A 20,154-nucleotide genomic window follows, 5' to 3' on the forward strand; every position below is an offset into this window, starting at 1 on the left:
TGCGGAAGCTGATGAGGTCGTTCGGGGTCGCGCTGCTGGTGGCGGTGGGGCTCGGGCTCGGTGCCGTGCCGGCTGCCGCGGACGCGGTGGCGGACCACCGGGCGTTCGTGCTGGCGGGGTTCAGCGGCACGACCGACGAGGAGTACCGCACCTGGGCGGAGCAGGTCCTCGCGACGGCCCCGGCCGGGACGGTGACGCGCCGGGCGGCCACCGCGGCGCTCGAGGGCACCGACGAGGAGCTCAAGGTCTTCGTCGACGGCGGGTACCTGCCCGCGTTCCACATCGACGAGCGCCTCCGCCTGGTGCGTCTCATCAACACGGCGACGCAGCCGCACGTCGACCGGGAGGTGCAGGCCGCCGTGGACAGCGACGACCCGGCCGTGTGGTCGGAGTTCCTCACGAACGGCCTGCCCAGGGCCCAGTACGCCGACGACGAGCTCGCCGCCGCCAGGATCCTGGCCGCCATCACCCCCGAGTCCTCGCCGGCGCTGTGGGAGGCGACGCAGGTGGCGCTCGAGGCATCGCCCGCCGAGCTGCGCGAGTTCATCGTCCGCGGCCAGTTCGTGGCGCGCGAGCTCGACGCGCAGGCGGCCCAGCAGCCCGTCGTCCCGGCCGTCCCGGCGGTGCCCGCGGCACCTGCCCCCGCAGCACCGGCCCCGGCGGCACCCGCCCCCGCGGCTCCTGCGGCGCAGGCAGCGCGTGGCGCACAGCGTCCCGTGGTGCTCGCCGCCACGGGCGTCGCCGAGGGGCCGCTGACTGCGCTGGCCGCGTCGGCGCTGCTGGCCGGTACCGGGCTCGTGGTCCTGGCGCGCCGGCGTCGGACGGTCTGAGGGCTCGTCCCCGCCCTCACCCGGCGGGGTGTGCGGGTCCCGTCACGACGCGTGGCGAGGAGTGTCCGAAAACACCCCACGTGTGCCGGATCTGACCGGTAGAGTCCCCGCGGCTGCTCGCTCTGCGCGGGTGCCGCACCGTCAGGTGCAGGGGGATGACGAGAGGCGTGCTGTGCGGAAGCTGATGAGGTCGTTCGGGGTCGCCGTACTGCTGGTGGCGGTGGGGCTTGGGCTCGGTGCCGTGCCGGCCGCCGCGGACGCGGTGGCGGACCACCGGGCGTTCGTGCTGGCGGGGTTCAGCGGCACGACCGACGAGGACTACCGCGCCTGGACGGAGCAGGTCCAGGCGACCGCCCCCACCGGCTCCTCGACGTACCAGGCGGCCACCGCGGCGCTCGCGGGCACCGACGAGGACATCAGGGCGTACGTCGACGGCGGTTACCTCGCCGCGTTCCACCTCGACGAGCGCTACCGCCTGCTGCAGGTGGTCGCCTGGGCGGAGACGCCGTTCATCGACCGGGCCGTGCAGGCCGCGGCGGAGAGCAGCGACCCCGCGGTGTGGTCGGAGTTCCTCACGAACGGCCTGCCCAGGGCCCAGTACGCCGACGACCGGCTGTCCGCTGCCAGGATCCTGGACGTCATCACCCCCGAGTCCTCGCCCGTGCTGTGGGAGGCGACGCAGGTGGCGCTGGCCGGGTCGGCCGCCGAGCTGCGCGAGTTCATCGCCAGCGGCCAGTTCGTGGCGCGCGACCTCGACGCGCAGGCGGCCCAGCCGCCCGTCGTCCCGGCCGTGCCTGCCGTCCCCGCGGCACCTGCCCCCGCGGCACCTGCCCCGGCGGCACCTGCCCCCGCGGCTCCCGCGGTGACGGCGCCGCGCGGCACGCAGCGCCCCGTGGTGCTCGCCGCCACGGGCGTCGCCGAGGGGCCGATCGCCGCGCTGGCCGCGGCCGCGCTCCTGGCCGGTGCCGGCCTCGTGCTCGTCGCGCGCCGGCGGCGTCGGACGGCCTGACGGCTCGTCCCTCGGCTCACGCGGGCGGCACGTTCTGGTTCAGCCGGAAGACGTTCTGCGGGTCCCAGGCCGACTTCACCTGCCGCAGCCGCGCGTAGGTGGCGTCGCCGTACGCGTGGCGCACGCGTGACGCGCCCTCGGACCCCAACGCGTTGACGTAGACGCCGACGCTCCACGGCTCGATCGTCGCGGCGAGCCGCCGGCACGTCGCCGCGCGGCGCTCGTCGTCGGCGGGGTCCAGCCACGAGGCGCCGGCGTCGTACTCGAACCACGCGTCGCGGTGCGCGAAGGCCGTCGCGTCCGGGTCGACATCGGCGACGGCGCCGCCGTAGGCGACGAGGTTCGCACCACCCACGTCGGCCTCGGCGTGGGCGAGGAACGCCTCCAGCGCGGCGTCGGGCAGCTCGCGGACGTAGTGGCTCTTGGCGTAGCGCCGGAATCCGTACGCCGTGGGGACGTCGAACCGGCGCTGCAGGTCCAGGTAGGTGAGCGGCGCGACGCGCCGCGCCAGGGGAGTGCCGAGCGCGTCGAGCTGCGCGACCAGCGGCGTCGCCCCGTCGGGCGGGCCGACCCACACGAAGCCGAGCGTGAGCGGCCCGTGGGCCGTGACCTGCGCGACGAGCGTGGCCCGCCGCGGGACCTGGTGCATCATCGCCAGCCACGTCCGCAGCGCGTCGAGCCCGCCCGCCGGGTCGAGGTCGACCTCGGCGGTCAGGGCCTGCGTGCCGACGTGGTGCAGCGCGAGGTCGAAGCGGGTGACGACGCCGAAGTTGCCGCCGCCGCCGCGCAGCCCCCAGAACAGGTCGGGGTGCTCCTCTGCGGACACCTCGACGACCTCACCCTCGGCGGTCACCACCTCGTACCCGAGCGCGTTGTCGCACGTCAGGCCGTACATCCTCGCGAGCCAGCCGACGCCGCCCCCGAGCGCGAGCCCACCGATGCCGGTGTGCGAGACGATGCCCGCCGTCGTCGCGAGCCCGTACGTCTGCGCGGCCGCGTCGAGCGCACCGAGCAGCGCCCCGCCCTGGACCCGCGCGGTGAGCGGCACCGGGTCCACGGTGACGCCGCGCATCCGGGTCAGGTCGATCATGAGGCCGCCGTCGGGCACGGCCCACCCGGCCGCGCCGTGCCCCCCGCCGCGCACGCCCAGCGGCAGGTCGAGCTCGCGCGCGACCCGGACGGCGGTGCGCACGTCCTCGGTGCCCGCGCACCGCACGACGTACGCGGGGCGGCGGTCGACGGCCCCGTTCCAGACGGTGCGCGCGGCGTCGTACCCGGGGGACCCCGGGACCAGGACGTCCCCCGCGAACGCGGCGGGCAGCGGTCCGGACGTGGACATTCCACCACTGTGACGACCGACGGGCCGTCTGCCAAGGTCCCGTCCTCCGCCACGTCCGGCGCTCCGGGAGGCGGGCCCCGGCGGGCGGCCCCGGGACGGTCGGCTAGGTCGTCGCCGCGGACCGCTCGCCGACCGCCGCAGCGACCTGCGCCGCCGGGGACACCGACGAGGTCAGCGGCAGCGACCGCACGCTGCGGAACTCGCGGCGCTGCCCGTCGACGGGGTCGGTGAACGCGATCCCGGCGGCGAGGAGCTGCATCGGGTGCCGGAAGTCGTCGAGGTCGACGTCGCGCAGCACCGGGTACAGCGGGTCGCCGACGATCGGGATGCCCAGCCCGCTCAGGTGCACGCGCAGCTGGTGCGTGCGGCCGGTGCGCGGGGTCAGCCGGTACACACCGAGGCCGTCGACCTCACGCTCGAGCTCGACGAGCGTCTCGGCGTTGACCGGGGCGTCGGGCACGACCTCGGCGTGCAGGGTCCCGCGGACCTTGCGCAGGTGGTTGCGCACGACCGTCGGCAGCTCGAGGTCGGCGCGCAGCGGCGCGAGCGCGCGGTACGTCTTGTCCATCAGCCGGCGCTCGAACGCCGTCTGGTAGACGCCGCGCCAGCGTCGTTCGGTGGCGAGCAGCAGGATCCCGGACGTGCCGCGGTCGAGGCGGTGCAGCGGCGAGAGCTCCGGCAGGCCCAGCTCGTCGCGCAGCCGCACCACGACGCTCTGGACGATGTGCCGCCCGCGCGGGATCGTCGACAGGAACGGCGGCTTGTCGACCACCACGAGCCGCTCGTCGCGGTGCACCACGTGGATCGTGCCGGGCACCACGGGCTCGTCGCGCACGATCCGGTGGAACCACACGTGCCGCGACGGCACGAACGGGTCGTCGTCCCGCAGCGCGCGGCCGTCCTCGTCGACGAAGCTGCCGTCGGCGAGCATCCCCGCCACGTCGACGTGCTCGGGGAGCCGGTGCCGCAGCCACGCGCCCATCGTCGGCCACGCGTCGGCGACGCCCCGCGCGCGGGACGGTGTGCACAGGTGGGCGGCACCGAGGCCGTGACGTGCCGGGAGCGGGGACAGGGGTGGCACGCGTCGATGGTACGAGCCCCGCCTGGGTGGACGACGACGGCGCCGCACCCCTGGGAGGGGAGCGGCGCCGTCGTGCCCGGCGCGGAGCCGGTCAGGTGGAGCGGATCAGCTGCAGGTCAGGGTGGCGGCACCGGGCGCGTTGCCCTGGCCGATGAACCCGAAGCTGGTCGACTGCCCGGCCCCGAGGGAGCCGTTGTACGGGGCGTTGGAGACGACGCTGCCGGAGACGTTGCCGTTCCAGACGTTGTTCGTCGACACGCCGCCCGGCAGGGTGACGCGCCAGCCGTTGAGGCCCGAGGAGCCGGCCGTCACGGTGACGGTGCCCTGGTAGCCGCCGGGCCAGCTGTTCGCGATGGTGAGCGCCGCGGAGCAGCTGCCGGAGACCGGCGGCGGCGTGGTGACGGGCGGCGTGGTGACCGGCGGGGTCGTCACGGGCGGGGTCGTCACCGGCGGGGTCGTGACCGGGGGGGTGCTCGTGGGCGGCGGGGTCGTGCCGCTGACGCTGTTCAGCGTGTCGAGGACCGCGGTGTACGCGGCCTTCTTGTTGCCCGAGCCGTCGAACAGCAGCGGGGTGCCCGAGGCGCGCCACGAGTCGGTGTCACGCACGCCCCACACCGTGATACCGGTGCAGCGGGCGACGTTGAGGCACGCCTGCGTGACCTTGCGGAAGTTCTCCGCCTGCTGCTGGCCGGAGCCCTCGATGTCGAGCTCGGTGATCTGCACGTCGACGCCGAGGGCCGCGAAGCGCTCGATCGTCGTCTGGTAGTTGGCCGGCACCGGGCTCTGCGGGTTGAAGTGCGACTGCAGGCCGACGCAGTCGATCGGCACGCCGCGGGACTTGAAGTCGCTCACCATGCGGTAGACGCCCTGCGTCTTCGCGTGCGTCCAGTCGTCGGTGTTGTAGTCGTTGTAGCAGAGCTTGGCGCCCGGGTCGGCGGCGCGGGCGGCGCGGAACGCGGCCTCGATCCAGTCGCTGCCGGTGCGCTCGAGGTTCGAGTCGCGGCGGCCGCCGGAGCTGCCGTCCGCGAACGCCTCGTTCACGACGTCCCAGGCGTAGATCTTGCCCTTGTAGTGGGTCGCGACGCCGGTGACGTGGTTGAGCATCGCGTTGCGCAGCTGGGTGCCGGACATGTTCTGCATCCAGCCCGGCTGCTGGGAGTACCACGCCAGCGCGTGGCCGCGGACCTGCTTGCCGTTCTGCTGCGCCCAGTTGAGGATGCGGTCGCCCTGGCTGAAGTTGAACTGGTTCTGGTTCGGCTCCGTGGCGTCCATCTTCATCTCGTTCTCGGCCGTGATCATGTTGAACTCACGGTTGGCGATGGTCGAGTAGGTGGAGTCGTTGAGCCGGCTGGCGGCGATCGCGGTGCCGAAGTAGCGCCCGCTTCCCTTGGCGGCGTCCTGGAGCGTCGAGCCGGCGGCCTGGGCGGGGATGGCCACGGCTGCGGTCACCCCGAGGGCGAGGATGGCGACGGCGGAAGCGCCGCGAGCGACGTGGCTGCGTCCTCGTCGGAGCGTGGATGGGGGGGTCATCGTTCCTCCTTGTTCAGCCGAGCGCCGGGTCGTCAGCGAGCCGGTCGGCGGAGGCCCCACTCTTCGACTCGCGCGTGGGTCCGTCAACGAACTAAACGTTCAAGTTTCGCGTGCAGGTCCGACATCTGTGCGTGTCGGCGCCCCGATGGGGTCGGCGTCGGGACGGGGTGGAGCCGCTGCATGCCTCGCCTCCGGGGCTGCGGTCCCGACGCTGTTGAACATGTTCAGTTGAGCGTGTTCAATGACGCCATGACATCGATCGCCGGAGCCGCCGACGACCTCGCACCCGCAGCGCTCGCGGGGGTGCGGCTGGCGGTGGCCCTCGGGGCGGTGGTCGTGCTGCCGCTGGGCCTTCGCCTGGTGGACGCCGCGGGCGCGGTCCGGGTGCCATGGCCGCGGTCGCCCGTCTGGCCCCTCGTCGGCGTGGCCGCGGCGCTCGCGCTGCTGCTCCCGCGCGGGCCTGCGGCGGTCGCGGCAGCGGCGCCGTTCGCCGCGGCCACCGTCGTGCTGCTCGCCGCCGCCGCGCGCGCCTGGACGGCGCACCGGGACCGCCGGACGGTCGCGTCCGACGTCGCCGTCACCGTCGGGCTGGGCGTCACGACCGTGGGAGCCCTCGCGCTGGTCGCCGACCGGGCGGGTGCGGCGGTGCTCGGTTTCGACGGCGACATCCTGCTGCTGACGGTGCCGCACATGCTCTTCGCCGGCTTCGGCGCGTGCCTCGCCGCGGGCCTGGCCGTGCGTGCCGAGACGGGTGATGGCAGCCGGCTCGCCCGTGCCGGCGCCGCCGGCGTGACGCTCGGTGTGGCAGCCGTGCTCGTCGGCTACCTCGTGTCGCAGGAGGCGGAGCTCGTCGGGACCGTCGTGCTCACCGCCGGGATCTGGTGCGCCACGGCGGCCGCGTGGCGCGCGGCCCGCTCGGACGGCCGGCGGGGCGGCTCGCGCGCGGCCGGTGCGTGGGCGGCCGCCGCCGTCGTGGGCAGCGGCGCCGCGATGCTGCTGGCACTGTGGTGGGCGGTCGGCGAGGTGACCGACGTGCCGCACCCGGACCTGTCGTGGATGGTGGCCACGCACGGCGCGCTCAACGCGCTGGCCGTCGTCCTCGGCTCGCTCGTCGCGCTGCGGACCCGCGCGGGCGTGCCGACCGGCGACCGCGTGCTGCGCGTCCGCCACCGCGTCGTGCGCGGCGGTGACGACGCCGCCCGCGCGGCGCTCGCGGACGACGTGCGGGCCTGGCGCGTGCACCGCGCCGCGGGCGTGCGCGTGCGGGCCGACGGTCCCGCGGTCCCCGGCCGGCGCGTCGTGACGCTCCTCGGGGTGGGACCGGTCGCGCTGCGCGCCCCCTGCCGCGTCGTGTGGGCGGACGACGAGGGCTTCGCGTACGGCACGCTCCCCGGCCACCCGTTCGCGGGTGAGGAGGCGTTCCGCGTGGTGCTCCGCGACGGTGACGTGTGGCTCGACGTCGAGGCGTACAGCCGCCCGGCGTGGGGGTGGGTCCGGTGGCTCGGGCCGCTCGTGCCGCTGGGCCAGACGCTCTACGTCCGTATGCTCGCCCGCGCAGCCCGTCGGCTGCACCGGGCACGGCAGCGAGGGGTGGGGACGGCATGACGCTCGTCGACAACGGGATCTACGTGACGGGTCGCCGGACGCTGACCCCGACCACGCTCGACGAGACGTTCGAGCAGCTCCGGGAGCACAACGGGATGGCGTGGATCGGGCTGTACCGGCCCGACGCGGACGAGATCCACGCGCTGGCCGCCGAGTTCGACCTGCACCCGCTCGCGGTCGAGGACGCGCTCAAGGGCCACCAGCGCGCCAAGCTCGAGCGCTACGGGGACACGCTGTTCGTCGTCCTGCGGCCTGCCTGGTACCTCGACGCCGAGGAGCAGGTGGAGTTCGGCGAGGTCCACCTGTTCATCGGGCCGGAGTTCGTCGTGACGGTCCGGCACGCGACCAACCCGGACCTCGGCGCCGTGCGCCGCCGGCTCGAGGCCGCCCCCGAGCTCCTCGCGCTCGGGCCCGAGGCGGTCCTGTACGCCGTGTGCGACGAGGTCGTCGACGGGTACGCGCCCGTCGTCGCCGGTCTCGAGAACGACATCGACGAGATCCAGGACCAGCTCTTCGGCGGCGACCCCGCGGTGTCCCGGCGCATCTACGAGCTGCTCCGCGAGGTGATCGCGTTCCAGCGCGCCACCGGCCCGCTGCGCGACATCCTCGACGGGCTGCTGCGCGGCGCCGACAAGTACCGGGTCGACGTCGAGCTGCAGCGGCGCATGCGCGACGTCCTGGACCACGCGCTGCGCATCAGCGACCGCGCCGACTCCTTCCAGGTGCTGCTCGAGAACGCCCTGACCGTGCACTCGACGCTCGTCACCCAGGCGCAGAACGAGGAGATGCGGCGCCTGTCCGAGGCGAGCCTGGTGCAGAACGAGGAGACCCGACGCCTGTCCGAGACCGGCCTGGCGCAGAACGAGGAGGTCAAGAAGATCTCCTCGTGGGCGGCGATCCTCTTCGCCCCCACGCTCGTCGGCACGATCTACGGCATGAACTTCACGCACATGCCCGAGCTCGACTGGCGTCTCGGCTACCCCCTGGCCGTCGCCGCCATGGTCGTGATGGGCTTCGGCCTCTACCTCGTCTTCAAGCGCCGCCGGTGGCTCTGAGCACGCGCGCCGTCTCACGCTGCTGACACCACCGGCCCCTCGCGGGTGACGAGGCCAGGATGTCCGTCGTGCCCGTCATGTCCGTCCTGTCCTTCACGCCCGCCCGGCACCCCGGACCAGGGGCCCACCCGAGGAGAACCATGCGCATCGCCACGTCCACCGCGGCCGCAGGCGCCGCGCTGTCGCTCGGCCTGCTGCTGAGCGCCTGCAGCGCCGAGCCGGGCGAGGTCGCCCCCGTGACGTCGTCCGCGACGCCCACCGCGAGCCCCGCGGCGTCGCCCACCGAGGAGCCGGCACCTGCGCCGACGCAGGCGGCCAAGGGTGCGCGCGAGAACCCGGCGGTCCCCGACGTCGACACCGTCACGTTCAGCGAGGCGGGCGCACCCGTCTACGAGGTGCTGCTCTCGGCGGCCGACTTCGCCGCCGACGACGTCGTGTCCGGGTACTACGAGTTCAACGAGGCACCGCCGGAGGGTTCGACGTACGTCCTGCTGCCTCTCACGGCGACCTACCGCGGCGACGCGACGGGCCAGGCGTGGCTGGACCTGGGGGTCACGTTCGTGGCTGCCGACGGCCGCACGTTCGAGTCGGCCGACGCGATCGTCCCGGACGACCTCACCGTCACGCCGGAGGTGGCGACCGGCGGCGTCGTGCGGGGCGTCCTGCCGTTCCTCGTCCCGCAGGACGCGCTCGCGGGCGGCATGTGGTCCGTCGTGCACGAGTACGCCACGACCGCGGTGCCGGCCTACTGGACGGCGATCTGACCCGGCGCCACGAGGGGACCGGTCGTCGCACGGGAGGCCTCGCCGTCAGGCGCCCAGCTCGGCCCAGATCACCTTGACCGTGTCGGTCCGGTACCAGCCCACGTCCCGCGCCAGGCGCCGCGCGATCTGCAGGCCGTACCCGCCCTCACCGGGCGGACGATCGCCCGCGATGCGCGGCACGCTGCCCAGGTCGTGGTCGGCGACCGTGAGCAGGAAGTGGTCGCCGTCCTGCAGGAGCTCGACGGTGGTGGGCGGTCGTCCGTGCCGGATCCCGTTGGTCGTGAGCTCGGAGGCGACCAGCACCAGGTCGTGCGCGACGCTGCCCAGGAGCGCGTCGGCGGACTCCCCGGAGCGGGTGCGGATCTCCTCGCGCAGCTGCTGCCGGAAGCCCACGAGCTCGGCGAGGCTGTCGAGCACCCAGCGGCGCACCGGTGTGAACCGTGCCGGCGGCCGCGAGGTGGGCAGCCCGCCGTCCGTGCTCGGGCTCTCGCCCGAGGGCGTCGGCGGTGTGCTCACCCGCCTGACCGTAGATCAGCGCGGGCCGTTGTGCTCGTCCCGGCGTGCCGGGCAGGGGAGATCCCACCCAGGGCGCCGTCGTGGCGTGCGCGCGGACGCTCCGGGTGTCGGTGGCGGGTGGGACCGTGGCCGCATGGACACCGACGCCAAGGCCACGCTGCACCGGTACCTGCGCGGCCAGCGTGACGGGCTGGTCGGCAAGCTCGACGGGCTCGACGAGTACGACGTGCGCCGCCCGCTGACCGGCATGGGGACGAACCTGCTGGGCCTCGTCAAGCACGTCGCGAGCGTCCAGGTCGGCTACCTCGGCGAGGTCTTCGGACGTCCGAGCCCGCGTGAGCTGCCCTGGTTCGCCGACGACGCCGAGCCGGACGCCGACCTGTGGGTGCCGGCGGACGAGAGCCGCGCGTCGGTGCTCGACCTGTGGGAGCACTCGGTGGAGCACTCCGACGCGACGGTCGACGCGCTGAGCCTCGACGCGGTCGGGGAGGTCCCGTGGTGGGGCGAGCCGCGGGTCACGCTGCACCAGGTGCTCGTGCACCTGCTCGCGGAGGTCGCCCGGCACGCGGGGCACGCCGACGTCCTGCGCGAGCAGCTCGACGGGCGCGCGGGGCTGGTCGCCGACGACCCGAACGTGTCGAGCCGCAGCCCCGCCGAGTGGGTCGCGCACACAGCGCGCATCGAGCGCGCGGCGCGCGAGGTGTCGGGCCGCTGAGCCGGGGCGGACGCCACCGGATCGACCGGCGGGACCTCGTCAGTCGACGAGGTCGGCGTACTCCGGGTGCCGCTCGACGTACGCCCGGACGAACGGGCACTGCGGGACCACGCGGCGCCCGGCGCCGCGCACGTCGTCGAGGGCGTACCGCACGAGCTGCGAGCCCAGGCCCTTCTCCTGCCGGGACTCGTCGACGAGGGTGTGCTCGAGCACGACGCGGTCCGCCGCGACGGAGTACCCCAGCTCGCCCACCTCGTCGGGGCCGATCCGCAGGACGTAGCGACGCCTCGGCTCGTCGTGCTCGACCACCGCGGGTCCGGTCGGCTCCTCGGTCATGGTGGCTCCCCTCCACGCGGCGCCCGGCGCGGCAGCCGTCCTGGCGAGCGTACTGACGTCACGTCCCGGCGCGACCCGGGCGTCGGCCCTCAGGACCCCAGCGCGTCGGCGACCGCGGTGAACGCGGGCTTGACGGCCAGGTCCTCGTCGAGGACGGTGGCCGCGCCCTCGCCCGGCGACCAGCCCGGGACCCACGAGTAGCGGTCCGTCACGCCCCACAGCGTGAGGGAGGTGCAGCGCTCGACGGCGACGCACGCGTCGACGGCGCGGCCGTAGTACTCGACCTGCTTCTCGACGTCGTCGGGCTCGGCGCGGCCCGCGGCGTCGACGGGGACGCGGACGTCGAGCTCGGTGATCGCGACCTCCAGGCCCAGGTCGGTGAAGCGCCGGAGGTTGGTCTCGAGGTCGCCCGGGAACGGGTACTGCGTCGACAGGTGGCCCTGGACGCCGAACCCGCCGAGCGGCGCACCGGCCGCGAGCAGCTCGGTCGCGAGTGCGAGGTAGGCGTCGGACTTGGCCCCGACGGACTCGACGTTGAAGTCGTTGAGGTACAGGACGGCGTCCGGGTCGGCCTCGTGCGCCCAGCGCAGCGCGTCGGCGACGATCGCGGTGCCGAAGCGCGCGAGGAACGGGTTCTCCTCGGTGCGCAGCACACCCTTGTCGTCGAAGATCTCGTTGGCGACGTCCCAGTGCACGATCCGGCCCTTGTACCGGCCGACGACCGTGGCGATGTGCTCCTGCAGGAGCGCGCGCAGCTCGTCGTCCGTGAACGTGCCGCTGGTCAGCCAGCGCGGGTTCTGCGAGTGCCACAGCAAGGTGTGGCCGCGGACCTGCTGACCGTTCTGCTCGGCGAAGTCGATGACGGCGTCCGCGCCCTCGAACCGGAACTCCTCGCGCGAGGGCCGCAGGAACTCCCACTTGAGCTGGTTCTCGTGGGTCACCGAGGAGAACTGCTCGGCGATCACGTCGCGGTAGGTCTCGTCCTCGCCGAACGGGTCCGGGTAGCCGGACGCCGCGTGGTGCCCGCCGCCGGCGACCGCGACACCGACCGCCAGGCCGGGGCGCGTCAGGTCGCGCAGCGCGACCTCGGGTGCGGCGGCGCGGGTGGGGGTCGCCGTGGGGGACGGTTCGGCGGCGGCCGTGCAGCCGCCGAGGGCGAGCGCGGCGGCGGCGCTCAGCGCGGCCCCGTCCCGGACGAGCCTCGTTGCTCTCATGACGCCGGATGCTACGGGGTCGACGACGCGCGCCGATCCCGCGGCCGCGCACGAGCGTGCCTCACACCTCACCGCGCGCCGACGTGCGCCGCGGACCCGTCCTTGTCAGGCTCGACGTCACCCCCGCCACCGTCCCGAGGAGCACCCGTGCTGCGAGCAGAGCAGGTCACCGACGCCGTCACCTACCACGGCGAGGGTCCGTGCTGGTCACCGACGTGGGGTGGCCTGCGCTGGGTCGACATGCTCGCGGGCGACCTGCTGACCCTGAACGACGACGGCTCGGTGGACCGCCTGCACGTGGGGGACGTCGCGGCGTTCGTGCGGCCGCGCTCGCGGGGCGGCTACGTGGTCGGGCTCGAGCGTGGCATCGGGCTCGCGGAGTCGCCGGACGGCCTGCCGACGCCGCAGCCGGAGCTGTGGTCGGACACCGGCGTGCGGATGAACGAGGCCGGGTGCGACCCGTGGGGGACGCTGTACGTGGGGTCGATGGCGTACGACGCCCGGCCCGGCGGTGCGCGGCTGTACCGGATCACGCCCGGTGGTGACGTGGAGGTCGTGCTCGACGACGTCACCATCTCCAACGGCCTCGACTTCTCGCCCGACGGCGCGCGCGCCTACTACGACGACACCGCGACGGGCCGCACCGACGTGTTCGACGTCGTCGACCGGCGCCTGACCAACCGGCGGCCGTTCGTCTCCGGCGCGGACGAGAGCCCCGACGGGCTCACGGTGGACTCGGCGGGCAACGTGTGGGTCGCGCTCAACGGTGCCGGCCGCGTCCGGTGCGTGTCGCCGGCGGGCGACGTGCTGGTGGAGGTCGAGGTCCCCGTCCGCCTCACGACGGCCTGCACGCTGGGCGGCCCGGACCTGCGGGACCTGTACATCTCCACGTCGCGCGAGCACCTGGAGGACCCCGAGCCGGAGGCGGGAGCGCTGTTCCGGGTGCGCGTCGACGTGCCCGGTCGACCGGTGCTGCCGTTCGGCGGCTGAGCGGACGGCGGTCCCGGGCCGGCGCGGGCTCCGGGACGTCGACGTCGTGTGACGGGCTCGAGAAGAGTTGCCTCAGGCATTGACACCTGTCAGTGACCCCCTCCCCAGGATGCTCCCGGTTCGTCGCACCGGGGGCTCCCACCGCGACCATGAGTCGCAGGGGGCGCTCGTGCACCACCGGATCCGTCATGCCCACGTCCGTCGCGGCCTGCTGAGCGCGGTCTCCGCGCTCGTCGTCGCCGGCCCGGGGTCTCCTCGGGGTGGACGTCGACGTCGGCGTTCTTCAAGGGGGAGGGGGGGGATCGTCAACATCGGGCTCGGCCGCGGCGGGGCCCTGGACACGTTCAACGACTCGATCATCAGTTGGAGGGCTGTGCCGTGATGAGTCCGGACGAGCGGTCGCTCGTGCTGGCCATGGTCGTGGTGCCCGGCCGCGAAGCGATCTCCGCAGAGGACTTCCTTCACCGCTTCGGTGCGTCGGACGGCGAGAAGCTGGGCCTCGGACTCCTGCACGACGCGGTCGATCGTCGAGACCCCGTCGATGTCGAGCTCGCGCTCGTGGTGTGCTTCAGGTTCGGGTTCTCGGACGCCCACCTCGCGCCGCTTCGTTCTCTGGCCTTCGCCGACTGGCACCAGAGGCACGAGGACGTGGCGACAGCCCTGGGACGGGTCGGGTCGCCCGGTGCGGTCGGGGCGTTGGCTCATCTGGCCGAGTGGGTGCCGAGCTATCTCGACTACGACGACGCTCGGGCCCTGGCGACGAAGGCGGTCTGGGCGCTCGGCTCGATCTACGACCCTGCTGCGCGCCGCGTGTTGGAGTCGTTGTCCCGCGCCGACGACGGCATCGTCGCGCGAACGGCGCGAGCTCAGCTCGAGCGGTGAGACCCCCGGGCGTCAGGTCGCACCGATGACCTGCGCGAGATCGCCGGCGAGCGGGTACGGACGCTCGTCCGGCAGCTGCTCGACAGCGGCGTCCCGGCGACCGCTGACGACCAGCTCGTGCACCTGACGGACGTGCTCGGTGATGTCGGTGATCTGCACGGTCCAGTCCTGGGCGAACAGGCGGGCGGCCTCACCCGCCAGGCCGATCTGGATAGCTCGCCATGGCAGGGGTCCGAGCGTGATGTCACGCTCCGGGTCCCACTGGACGCGGACCGGGCTGGCCTCCTTGCGCCGGCTCCACGTCTCCCGGTCGGCGTAGGCGTCCGGGTCGAAGTGACTGAGGCAGGCCATTGCCAGGGCGTCCTCGAACCCGGCGCGGCTCATCCGGATGGCGAGCACGTGTTCCTGGCCGGGCTTGGTGGCCCATCCCGACCGGTACATCATCCACAGGAACGACGGCTTGACCCATGTCATCCGGTTCAGGCTGAAAGGCGTTCCGAGAAGTGAGCCGCTTGCTGCCGCGGGGACGGCGATCGCAGCGGAGTATGCCTGGTAGACGGTGATCGTCTCGCCGTCGAAGACCGCACGGATCTGTCGCTCAGGGGGACGTGCGGTGCTTGTCACCGAATCTCCATCTGTACCGCGCTGGATGCGGCCAGGCTCGCGTCCGCCAGAGTGTACCGACGGGCGGTCCACAGCACCTGGCTCGGATCGCGGCAGAGGTCGGGTGCGACACCCTGCGACAGAGGCCCTGACCGGCTCACCCATGATGGATGTCCGGTCCGCACCTTCGGTACCGTTCGTCCACGTCCGCCCGGGCGTGGCGCAGCGACGGAGGGCGAGCATGGGTGAGACCGGAATCGCCGCAGGACCCGAGGGCCGCCGGCCGTGGCTGCCGCCGCGCTGGTTCGTCCGCATCGCGTGGGTGGTGCACCGGGGGATCCACCGGGTGTCACGTGGCCGGCTGGGGCTCTGGCCGCCGCGTGAGGACCGCTTCGGCACGATGGTGCTGCACACCGTGGGCCGTCGCACGGGGCACCCGTACCGGGCGATCGTCGCCTACGCCCTCGACGGGCCGGACGTCGTCACCGTCGCCATGAACGGCTGGGGCGAGGGGCACCCCGCGTGGTGGCTCAACCTGCAGGCGCACCCCGAGACGACCGTCGAGCTGCCCGACGGGCCGCGCACGGTGCGGGCGCGCGCCGCGACGGGTGACGAGCGCAACCGGCTGTGGCGGACGTGGCTGCGCTTCGACCCGCAGTTCGACGCCCACGCCGCGCACCGACGGACCGAGACGGTCGTCGTCGTGCTCGAACCCGCCGTGCCGGCGCCGGGGGCGTAGGGGCGGGCAAGGCAGGTGACGCGGCCGCCGCGGTGTCGCCCATGAGGGCACGACGCTGACGGGCCCGAGATCGGCGAGGTGGTGACGCGTGCAGGACTACGACGAGGAGTGGCTGCTTGCCGAGTCATGCCGGATCGACCGGTCTGCCAGAACCGCGTTCGCGGCCGCCTGCGCTGAGCTGTTGTGGCCCGTGGTCGAGCGGTACGCCGCAGCCGTGTCGCTGCCTGCAGAGCGCCTCGAGGTGCTGAGGGGCTCGTTGGACGCAGTCTGGGACGCTCTCGACGGTGTGGACGCTGACGTGGCAGCAGCCCGGGCGACCGCCGAGTCGATGGTCCCGTTCGACGGCGACGAGGACTGGGTCATGGAAGCCGGCTACGCACAAAGTGCGATCGCTGCTGTCGTCTATGCCGCCCGTTCCTGGCTCACTGATGATCCTCAGGAGGCGGTGTGGGCTGCGCGGCAGGTGTATGAGGCAGCCGACTACGCCGCGCAGCATGCGGACGGAAGGGCGGTGATGGTCTACTCGGCCGACGTCGAGGATGAGCTTCGCACCGCCACCGTCGTCCGGGCGGCAACCCGGGCCGTTGCCGAGTGGCTGGACCAGGCGGCTACGCACAGCCCCTCGACCGTCCGCCGTAGCGTGCGGGCGGAGTCCCGCGCGTTCGCCGGGTTGTTCGCATGACGGAGCGCTCTCGCGCACATCCGGGTGGTGCCGTGATGAGTTCGGACGAGCGGTCGCTCGTGCTGGCCATGGTCGTGGTTCCCGGCCGCGAGGCGATCTCCGCAGAGGACTCCCTTCACCGCTTCGGTGCGTCGGACGGAGGCCCACCTCGCGCCGCTTCGTTCTCTGGCCTTCGCCGACTGGCACCAGAGGCACGGGGACGTGGCGACAGCCTCGGGTCGGGTCGGGTCGCCCGGTGCTGTCGGGGCGTTGGCTCTTCTGGCCGAGTGGTGCCCAGCCATCTGGCTACGACGACGCGCGGGCCCTGGCGACGACGTCGATCTGGGCGCTCAGCTCGAGCGGTAACGCCCCGAGCGTCAGGTGGGCCGCGGGCCCCCCCCCGGGGGGGCCCGCCCCCGGGCCACACCCACCGCACCGCACCCTCGGGAGGCCCGGGTGGACGAGGGGTACCTCGACCAGTTCCTGTCCCTGTTCGACCAGTTCGACGTCCTCGCCGCGTTCTGGGTGAACATCCAGCTGACGCTCTACGCCGCCGTCATCGCCCTGGTGATCGGCACCCTGCTCGCGCTCATGCGGATCTCGCCCGTCCCGAGCCTGCGCTGGGCCGGCGCGACGTACGTGACGCTGCTGCGGAACACGCCGCTGACCATCATCATCGTGTTCTGCGTGCTCGGACTGTGGGGACAGCTGGGGATCACGCTCTCGAGCGACTTCCAGACCAACTTCTTCCGCCTCGCGGTGCTGGGTCTGGCCGTCTACCACGCCGCGTTCGTGTGCGAGGCGCTGCGCTCGGGGGTCAACACGGTCCCGGTGGGGCAGGCCGAGGCGGCCCGTGCCATCGGGCTGGGGTTCTGGCCCGCGGCACGGCTGATCATCCTGCCCCAGGCCTTCCGCGGTGCGGTCGCACCGCTGGGCAACGTGCTCATCGCCCTCATCAAGAACTCCACCGTCGCCGCCGCCGGCTCGGTCGCCGAGACGTCGGGACTCATGCGGACCATGATCGAGTTCCGTCCGGACGTCATCTTCGCGATCTTCCTGACCTTCGCGCTCGGTTACGTCATCATCGTCGTGCCCGTCGGGCTCGTGACGACCTCCCTGTCCCGACGCCTGGCGGTGGCCCGATGAGCGATCTCGTCCTCTTCGACGTCCCCGGCCCGCGCTCACGTCGGCGCATGGCCGTGGTCAACGTCCTGGCCGCGCTCCTGGTGGCCGGTGTGGGCGCGTGGGTGCTCGTCCTGCTGGGCCGCAAGGGCCAGCTCGACCCGGCGCTCTGGCAGCCGTTCCTCGCGGAGGGCACCTGGACCAGCTACCTGCTGCCGGGTCTGCGCGACACGCTGCGCGCCGCCGGCCTCGCGATCGCCGCCTCGGCGGTGTTCGGTCTGCTCTTCGGCCTCGGGCGGCTGTCGGGCTCGCGCGTCGTGCGCTGGGTGTCCGGCACCGTGGTCGAGTTCTTCCGCGCCGTCCCCGTCCTGCTCATGATGATCTTCTTCTACGCCGGGATCTCCCAGCTCCGGGTCGTCGAGCCGCAGGACGTGCCGCTGCTCGCGGTGGTACTGGCGCTGATGCTCTACAACGGCTCGGTGTTCGCCGAGCTCGTCCGCTCCGGCGTCCACAACCTGCCGCACGGTCAGCGCGAGGCGGCGCTCGCCGTCGGTCTGCGACCCGGCCAGTCGTTGCGCCTGGTCGAGGTGCCGCAGGCGCTCATCGCGATGCTGCCGGCGATCGCCTCGCAGCTCGTCGTCATCCTCAAGGACACGGCCCTGGGCGCGATCATCACCTACCCCGAGCTGCTGGACGCCGCCCGACGCTTCGGCTCGGGGAACGGCAACATCATGCAGGCCCTGCTGGTGGCCGCGCTCGTGTTCATCGTCATCAACTACGGGCTGACGACGCTCGCGCAGCGCCTCGCGTCCCGCGTCGGCCGGCTCACCGCGGGCACCGCCCGGGCGGAGGCCCCGTCCCTCGTGGTCGCGCCCGGCGGCGCCGACCGCTAGGCCGGGCCGACCGCCGGCAGCTGATCAGCCGGCGGTCGCGCTCGCCCGGAGCTCGCGGACGACGGTGACGCGGATCTCGCCCGGGTACGTCAGGTCGGCCTCGATGTGCTTGGCGATGGACGACGCGAGCTGCGGCAGCGCGCGGTCGTCGACCTCGTCGGGCTCGACCACGACACGCACCTCACGGCCCGCGGCCATCGCCAGGGCGCGCCGCACGCCGTCGTGCGCCGCGACGAGGGCCTCGAGCTCGCCCATCCGCTCGACGTACTGGTCGATCTCCTGACGGCGCGCGCCCGGCCGTGACGCCGAGATCGCGTCCGCCGCCTGCACGAGGACCGCCTCGACGGTCGCCGGGGGGACCTCGTCGTGGTGCGCGGCGATCGCGTTGACGACGGCGTCCGACTCCCCGAGACGTCGCGCGAGGTCGGCGCCCACGGCGGCGTGCGTCCCGGGCACCTCGGCCGTGAGGGCCTTGCCCAGGTCGTGCAGGAACGCGCCCCGTCGTGCGACGGCGACGTCCGCACCGACCTCGGCCGCGATCGCGGCCGCGATCTGCGCGCTCTCCACGAGGTGCTCCAGGACGTTCTGCCCGTACGAGGACCGCAGCCGGAGCCGACCCATCGTGCGGACCAGCTCGCTGTGCAGGTGGTCGATCCCCGCCCGCTCGGTGGCGTCGTGCCCGGCGGCCACGTGGCGCTCGTCCGCACCCGCGAGGGCCTCCGCGTACGCGGCCTCGATGCGCTGCGGGTGGATGCGTCCGTCGGCCATGAGGGCCTCGAGGGCCACCTGCGCGACCTCGCGGCGCTCGGCGTCGAAGCAGGACAGCACGACGGTGTCGGGCGTCTCGTCGACGAGGACGTTGACGCCCGTGAGCGCCTCGAAGTGCCGGATGTTGCGGCCCTCCTTGCCGATGATCCGGCCCTTCATCTCGTCGGACGGCAGCGGCAGGATCGTCACGACCGGCTGCGCGCTGGTGGCGACCGCCACGCGCTGCACCGCCGTCGACACGATGCGCCGGGCGCGCGCCTCCGCGGTCCGACGCGCCTGCGCCTCGGTCCGCCGGACGTGGGCGGCGGCCGCGTCGACGGCCTGGTCGGTGATGCGCCGCGTCAGCTCGGCGAGGGCGTCGTCGTGCGTGAGGCCGCTGACGGACTCGAGCTCGGCTCGTGCCTTGTCGCGCGCGTCGGCGAGCCGCTCGTTGGCGGCACGGTCGGCGTCGGCCAGCGTGCGGGCTGCCGCCCGCTCGGCCTTGTCGAGCTCGCGGGCGGCGCTGCGGCGGCTCTCGGCGAGCGCCTCGGCCTCGGCGCGCGTCCGCCGCTCGAGAGCCGCGAGCTCGCCGCGCTCGTTCGCCAGCTCGCGCTCCCGGTCGGCCACCCGCCGCTCGCGTCGCTCGGCGTCCGCCAGCATCGCGCGGGCGTCGTCGCGGATCTGCGCGACGTCCTCGGCGGCACCGCGACGGTGCAGGTCTGCCTCACGGCGCGCCGTGAGGACGAGGATGAGTGCCACGAGGCACGCGCCGAGCAGCCCCACGACGGTGACGATCGCACCCGGTTCCACAGCACCTCCCGACGCGGACGCCCCGGACGGACGACACAGCTCATTGTCACCGGTCCGACGGCCCGGGCACCGCCGCCGCGCCCGGTCGGACGTGCGCGGTCGGTCGCCGCGCGCCGCGGCGTGGGCCCTCGCCGGTCAGTCGCCGAGGTCTGCGGGCGGTCCTGCGTCGGCGTCGTCCGTCCCCTCGGCGGCCAGCTCCTCCCGCACGAGGCGTGCGACCAGCCCTGCCGGGTACCCCTTGCGGCCGAGCGCCCCGTAGATGCGCCGGACCCGCACCGCGGTCTCCAGCCCCGCGGTCGTGCGCAGCCGACGGCGGACGAGACCGCGCGCCGCCTGCTCCTCGTCGTCGTCGTCCACGTCCTGAAGGGCGACGGCCGCGGTCTCGTCGTCGATGCCCTTGCGCCGCAGCTCGACGCCCAGCGCCCGTCGCGAGAGCCCGCGCTCGGCGTGCCGCGACCGCACGAACATGCGCGCGTACTCCTGGTCGTCGATGAGCCCGACCTCGGTGAACCGGTCGAGCACGCGCCGCGCGACGTCCGGGGGGACGTCGCGCCGGGCGAGCGCGTCCTCGAGCTGGCCGCGCGACTGAGCCGCGGCGGCCAGGCGGCGCAGCACGATCGCCCGCGCGACCGACTCGTGGTCCGGTTCGGCGTCGTGCGCCGCCGGACCGTCCTCGGGCGGCTCGGGAGCCGGGGGGGGGGGGGGGGGGCGGC

At 74.0% G+C, this 20,154-nt stretch carries 21 protein-coding genes; 12 read left to right on the forward strand and 9 right to left on the reverse strand.

Annotated elements, in window-relative coordinates; all coding sequences use genetic code 11:
- Positions 1-11: 11 nt before the first annotated feature.
- Together H9657_RS11070 and H9657_RS11075 are read left to right on the forward strand one after the other, a co-directional pair.
- The gene (locus H9657_RS11070) at positions 12-830 is read left to right on the forward strand and encodes a hypothetical protein (protein WP_191783329.1); all 819 of its coding nucleotides are present in this window, start codon (positions 12-14) and stop codon (positions 828-830) included.
- 184 nt (positions 831-1,014) lie between these two features.
- Positions 1,015-1,839: an LPXTG cell wall anchor domain-containing protein gene (locus H9657_RS11075; protein ID WP_191783331.1), complete on the forward strand. Its 825-nt coding sequence runs from the start codon at positions 1,015-1,017 to the stop codon at positions 1,837-1,839.
- Between the two features lie 16 nt (positions 1,840-1,855).
- Here the strand turns inward: H9657_RS11075 and H9657_RS11080 are convergent, their stop codons facing one another.
- The 3 genes from H9657_RS11080 to H9657_RS11090 form a co-directional block, all read right to left on the reverse strand.
- A complete protein-coding gene (locus tag H9657_RS11080; RefSeq protein WP_191783333.1) occupies positions 1,856-3,178 on the reverse strand; it encodes an FAD-binding oxidoreductase in 1,323 nt (440 codons plus the stop codon).
- Between the two features lie 103 nt (positions 3,179-3,281).
- Positions 3,282-4,259: a pseudouridine synthase gene (locus H9657_RS11085; RefSeq protein WP_191783335.1), complete on the reverse strand. Its 978-nt coding sequence runs from the start codon at positions 4,257-4,259 to the stop codon at positions 3,282-3,284.
- Positions 4,260-4,364: 105 nt separating this feature from the next.
- A complete protein-coding gene (locus H9657_RS11090; RefSeq protein ID WP_191783337.1) occupies positions 4,365-5,789 on the reverse strand; it encodes an endo-1,4-beta-xylanase in 1,425 nt (474 codons plus the stop codon).
- Between the two features lie 249 nt (positions 5,790-6,038).
- Here H9657_RS11090 and H9657_RS11095 point away from each other — a divergent pair, with 249 nt between their 5' ends.
- The 3 genes from H9657_RS11095 to H9657_RS11105 are packed head-to-tail and all read left to right on the forward strand — an operon-like array spanning position 6,039 to position 9,213.
- Positions 6,039-7,394 carry a YndJ family transporter gene (locus tag H9657_RS11095; RefSeq protein ID WP_191783339.1) on the forward strand — a complete coding sequence of 452 codons (1,356 nt, stop codon included), beginning with the start codon at positions 6,039-6,041 and terminating at the stop codon, positions 7,392-7,394.
- Positions 7,391-8,449 (forward strand): magnesium and cobalt transport protein CorA, encoded by a 1,059-nt coding sequence (locus H9657_RS11100; protein WP_191783341.1) that lies wholly within the window; start codon positions 7,391-7,393, stop codon positions 8,447-8,449. The genes H9657_RS11095 and H9657_RS11100 overlap by 4 nt, the downstream gene beginning before the upstream one ends.
- A 59-nt stretch (positions 8,450-8,508) precedes the next feature.
- Entirely contained in the window at positions 8,509-9,213 is a 705-nt protein-coding gene (locus H9657_RS11105) for a hypothetical protein (RefSeq protein WP_191783344.1), read from the forward strand.
- 45 nt (positions 9,214-9,258) lie between these two features.
- On the opposite strand, the gene H9657_RS19700 is transcribed toward H9657_RS11105, so the two are convergent.
- A complete protein-coding gene (locus H9657_RS19700; protein WP_191783346.1) occupies positions 9,259-9,729 on the reverse strand; it encodes an ATP-binding protein in 471 nt (156 codons plus the stop codon).
- A 133-nt stretch (positions 9,730-9,862) separates the two neighbouring features.
- Between H9657_RS19700 and H9657_RS11115 the strand changes: the two genes are divergently transcribed.
- Positions 9,863-10,444 (forward strand): DinB family protein, encoded by a 582-nt coding sequence (locus tag H9657_RS11115; RefSeq protein WP_191783348.1) that lies wholly within the window; start codon positions 9,863-9,865, stop codon positions 10,442-10,444.
- Between the two features lie 39 nt (positions 10,445-10,483).
- Here H9657_RS11115 and H9657_RS11120 read toward each other — a convergent pair whose 3' ends face one another.
- Both H9657_RS11120 and H9657_RS11125 read right to left on the reverse strand, forming a co-directional pair.
- The gene (locus tag H9657_RS11120) at positions 10,484-10,780 is read right to left on the reverse strand and encodes a GNAT family N-acetyltransferase (protein WP_191783350.1); all 297 of its coding nucleotides are present in this window, start codon (positions 10,778-10,780) and stop codon (positions 10,484-10,486) included.
- Positions 10,781-10,869: 89 nt separating this feature from the next.
- Entirely contained in the window at positions 10,870-11,994 is a 1,125-nt protein-coding gene (locus H9657_RS11125; protein ID WP_191783352.1) for an endo-1,4-beta-xylanase, read from the reverse strand.
- 147 nt (positions 11,995-12,141) lie between these two features.
- On the opposite strand from H9657_RS11125, the gene H9657_RS11130 reads away from it, so the two are divergent.
- Together H9657_RS11130 and H9657_RS11135 are read left to right on the forward strand one after the other, a co-directional pair.
- Entirely contained in the window at positions 12,142-12,984 is an 843-nt protein-coding gene (locus H9657_RS11130; protein ID WP_191783354.1) for an SMP-30/gluconolactonase/LRE family protein, read from the forward strand.
- Between the two features lie 381 nt (positions 12,985-13,365).
- A complete protein-coding gene (locus H9657_RS11135) occupies positions 13,366-13,866 on the forward strand; it encodes a HEAT repeat domain-containing protein (protein WP_225215104.1) in 501 nt (166 codons plus the stop codon).
- Positions 13,867-13,878: 12 nt separating this feature from the next.
- Here the strand turns inward: H9657_RS11135 and H9657_RS11140 are convergent, their stop codons facing one another.
- A complete protein-coding gene (locus H9657_RS11140) occupies positions 13,879-14,490 on the reverse strand; it encodes a DUF4291 domain-containing protein (protein ID WP_318241434.1) in 612 nt (203 codons plus the stop codon).
- 220 nt (positions 14,491-14,710) lie between these two features.
- Between H9657_RS11140 and H9657_RS11145 the strand changes: the two genes are divergently transcribed.
- The 4 genes from H9657_RS11145 to H9657_RS11160 all read left to right on the forward strand — a co-directional run bounded on the left by H9657_RS11145 (position 14,711) and on the right by H9657_RS11160 (position 17,884).
- A complete protein-coding gene (locus H9657_RS11145) occupies positions 14,711-15,208 on the forward strand; it encodes a nitroreductase family deazaflavin-dependent oxidoreductase (RefSeq protein ID WP_191783358.1) in 498 nt (165 codons plus the stop codon).
- Between the two features lie 88 nt (positions 15,209-15,296).
- On the forward strand, positions 15,297-15,890 hold the full coding sequence (locus tag H9657_RS11150) for a DUF416 family protein (protein WP_191783359.1): 594 nt from the start codon (positions 15,297-15,299) through the stop codon (positions 15,888-15,890).
- A gap of 435 nt (positions 15,891-16,325) precedes the next feature.
- Positions 16,326-17,015: an amino acid ABC transporter permease gene (locus H9657_RS11155; protein ID WP_191783361.1), complete on the forward strand. Its 690-nt coding sequence runs from the start codon at positions 16,326-16,328 to the stop codon at positions 17,013-17,015.
- Entirely contained in the window at positions 17,012-17,884 is an 873-nt protein-coding gene (locus H9657_RS11160; RefSeq protein ID WP_191783363.1) for an amino acid ABC transporter permease, read from the forward strand. Before H9657_RS11155 ends, H9657_RS11160 begins: the two co-directional genes overlap by 4 nt.
- Before the next feature lie 24 nt (positions 17,885-17,908).
- Here H9657_RS11160 and rny read toward each other — a convergent pair whose 3' ends face one another.
- On the reverse strand, positions 17,909-19,441 hold the full coding sequence (gene rny / locus H9657_RS11165; RefSeq protein ID WP_191783365.1) for a ribonuclease Y: 1,533 nt from the start codon (positions 19,439-19,441) through the stop codon (positions 17,909-17,911).
- A gap of 135 nt (positions 19,442-19,576) precedes the next feature.
- On the reverse strand, positions 19,577-20,154 hold a 578-nt coding region (locus H9657_RS11170; RefSeq protein ID WP_225215105.1), incomplete at its 5' end, for a regulatory protein RecX.

It is taken from the genome of Cellulomonas avistercoris, assembly GCF_014836445.1.
GTDB classification, from domain to species: Bacteria; Actinomycetota; Actinomycetes; order Actinomycetales; family Cellulomonadaceae; genus Cellulomonas; species Cellulomonas avistercoris.

Coding starts and splice junctions, on each gene's coding strand:
- H9657_RS11080 (WP_191783333.1), bottom strand. CDS start 3,178: ATGTCCACGTCCGGACCGCTGCCCGCCGCGTTCGCGGGGGACGTCCTG.
- H9657_RS11105 (WP_191783344.1), top strand. CDS start 8,509: ATGTCCGTCGTGCCCGTCATGTCCGTCCTGTCCTTCACGCCCGCCCGG.
- H9657_RS11145 (WP_191783358.1), top strand. CDS start 14,711: ATGGGTGAGACCGGAATCGCCGCAGGACCCGAGGGCCGCCGGCCGTGG.
- H9657_RS11090 (WP_191783337.1), bottom strand. CDS start 5,789: ATGACCCCCCCATCCACGCTCCGACGAGGACGCAGCCACGTCGCTCGC.
- H9657_RS11115 (WP_191783348.1), top strand. CDS start 9,863: ATGGACACCGACGCCAAGGCCACGCTGCACCGGTACCTGCGCGGCCAG.
- H9657_RS11100 (WP_191783341.1), top strand. CDS start 7,391: ATGACGCTCGTCGACAACGGGATCTACGTGACGGGTCGCCGGACGCTG.
- H9657_RS11070 (WP_191783329.1), top strand. CDS start 12: ATGAGGTCGTTCGGGGTCGCGCTGCTGGTGGCGGTGGGGCTCGGGCTC.
- H9657_RS11160 (WP_191783363.1), top strand. CDS start 17,012: ATGAGCGATCTCGTCCTCTTCGACGTCCCCGGCCCGCGCTCACGTCGG.
- H9657_RS11095 (WP_191783339.1), top strand. CDS start 6,039: ATGACATCGATCGCCGGAGCCGCCGACGACCTCGCACCCGCAGCGCTC.
- H9657_RS11075 (WP_191783331.1), top strand. CDS start 1,015: ATGAGGTCGTTCGGGGTCGCCGTACTGCTGGTGGCGGTGGGGCTTGGG.
- H9657_RS11120 (WP_191783350.1), bottom strand. CDS start 10,780: ATGACCGAGGAGCCGACCGGACCCGCGGTGGTCGAGCACGACGAGCCG.
- H9657_RS11125 (WP_191783352.1), bottom strand. CDS start 11,994: ATGAGAGCAACGAGGCTCGTCCGGGACGGGGCCGCGCTGAGCGCCGCC.
- H9657_RS11135 (WP_225215104.1), top strand. CDS start 13,366: ATGAGTCCGGACGAGCGGTCGCTCGTGCTGGCCATGGTCGTGGTGCCC.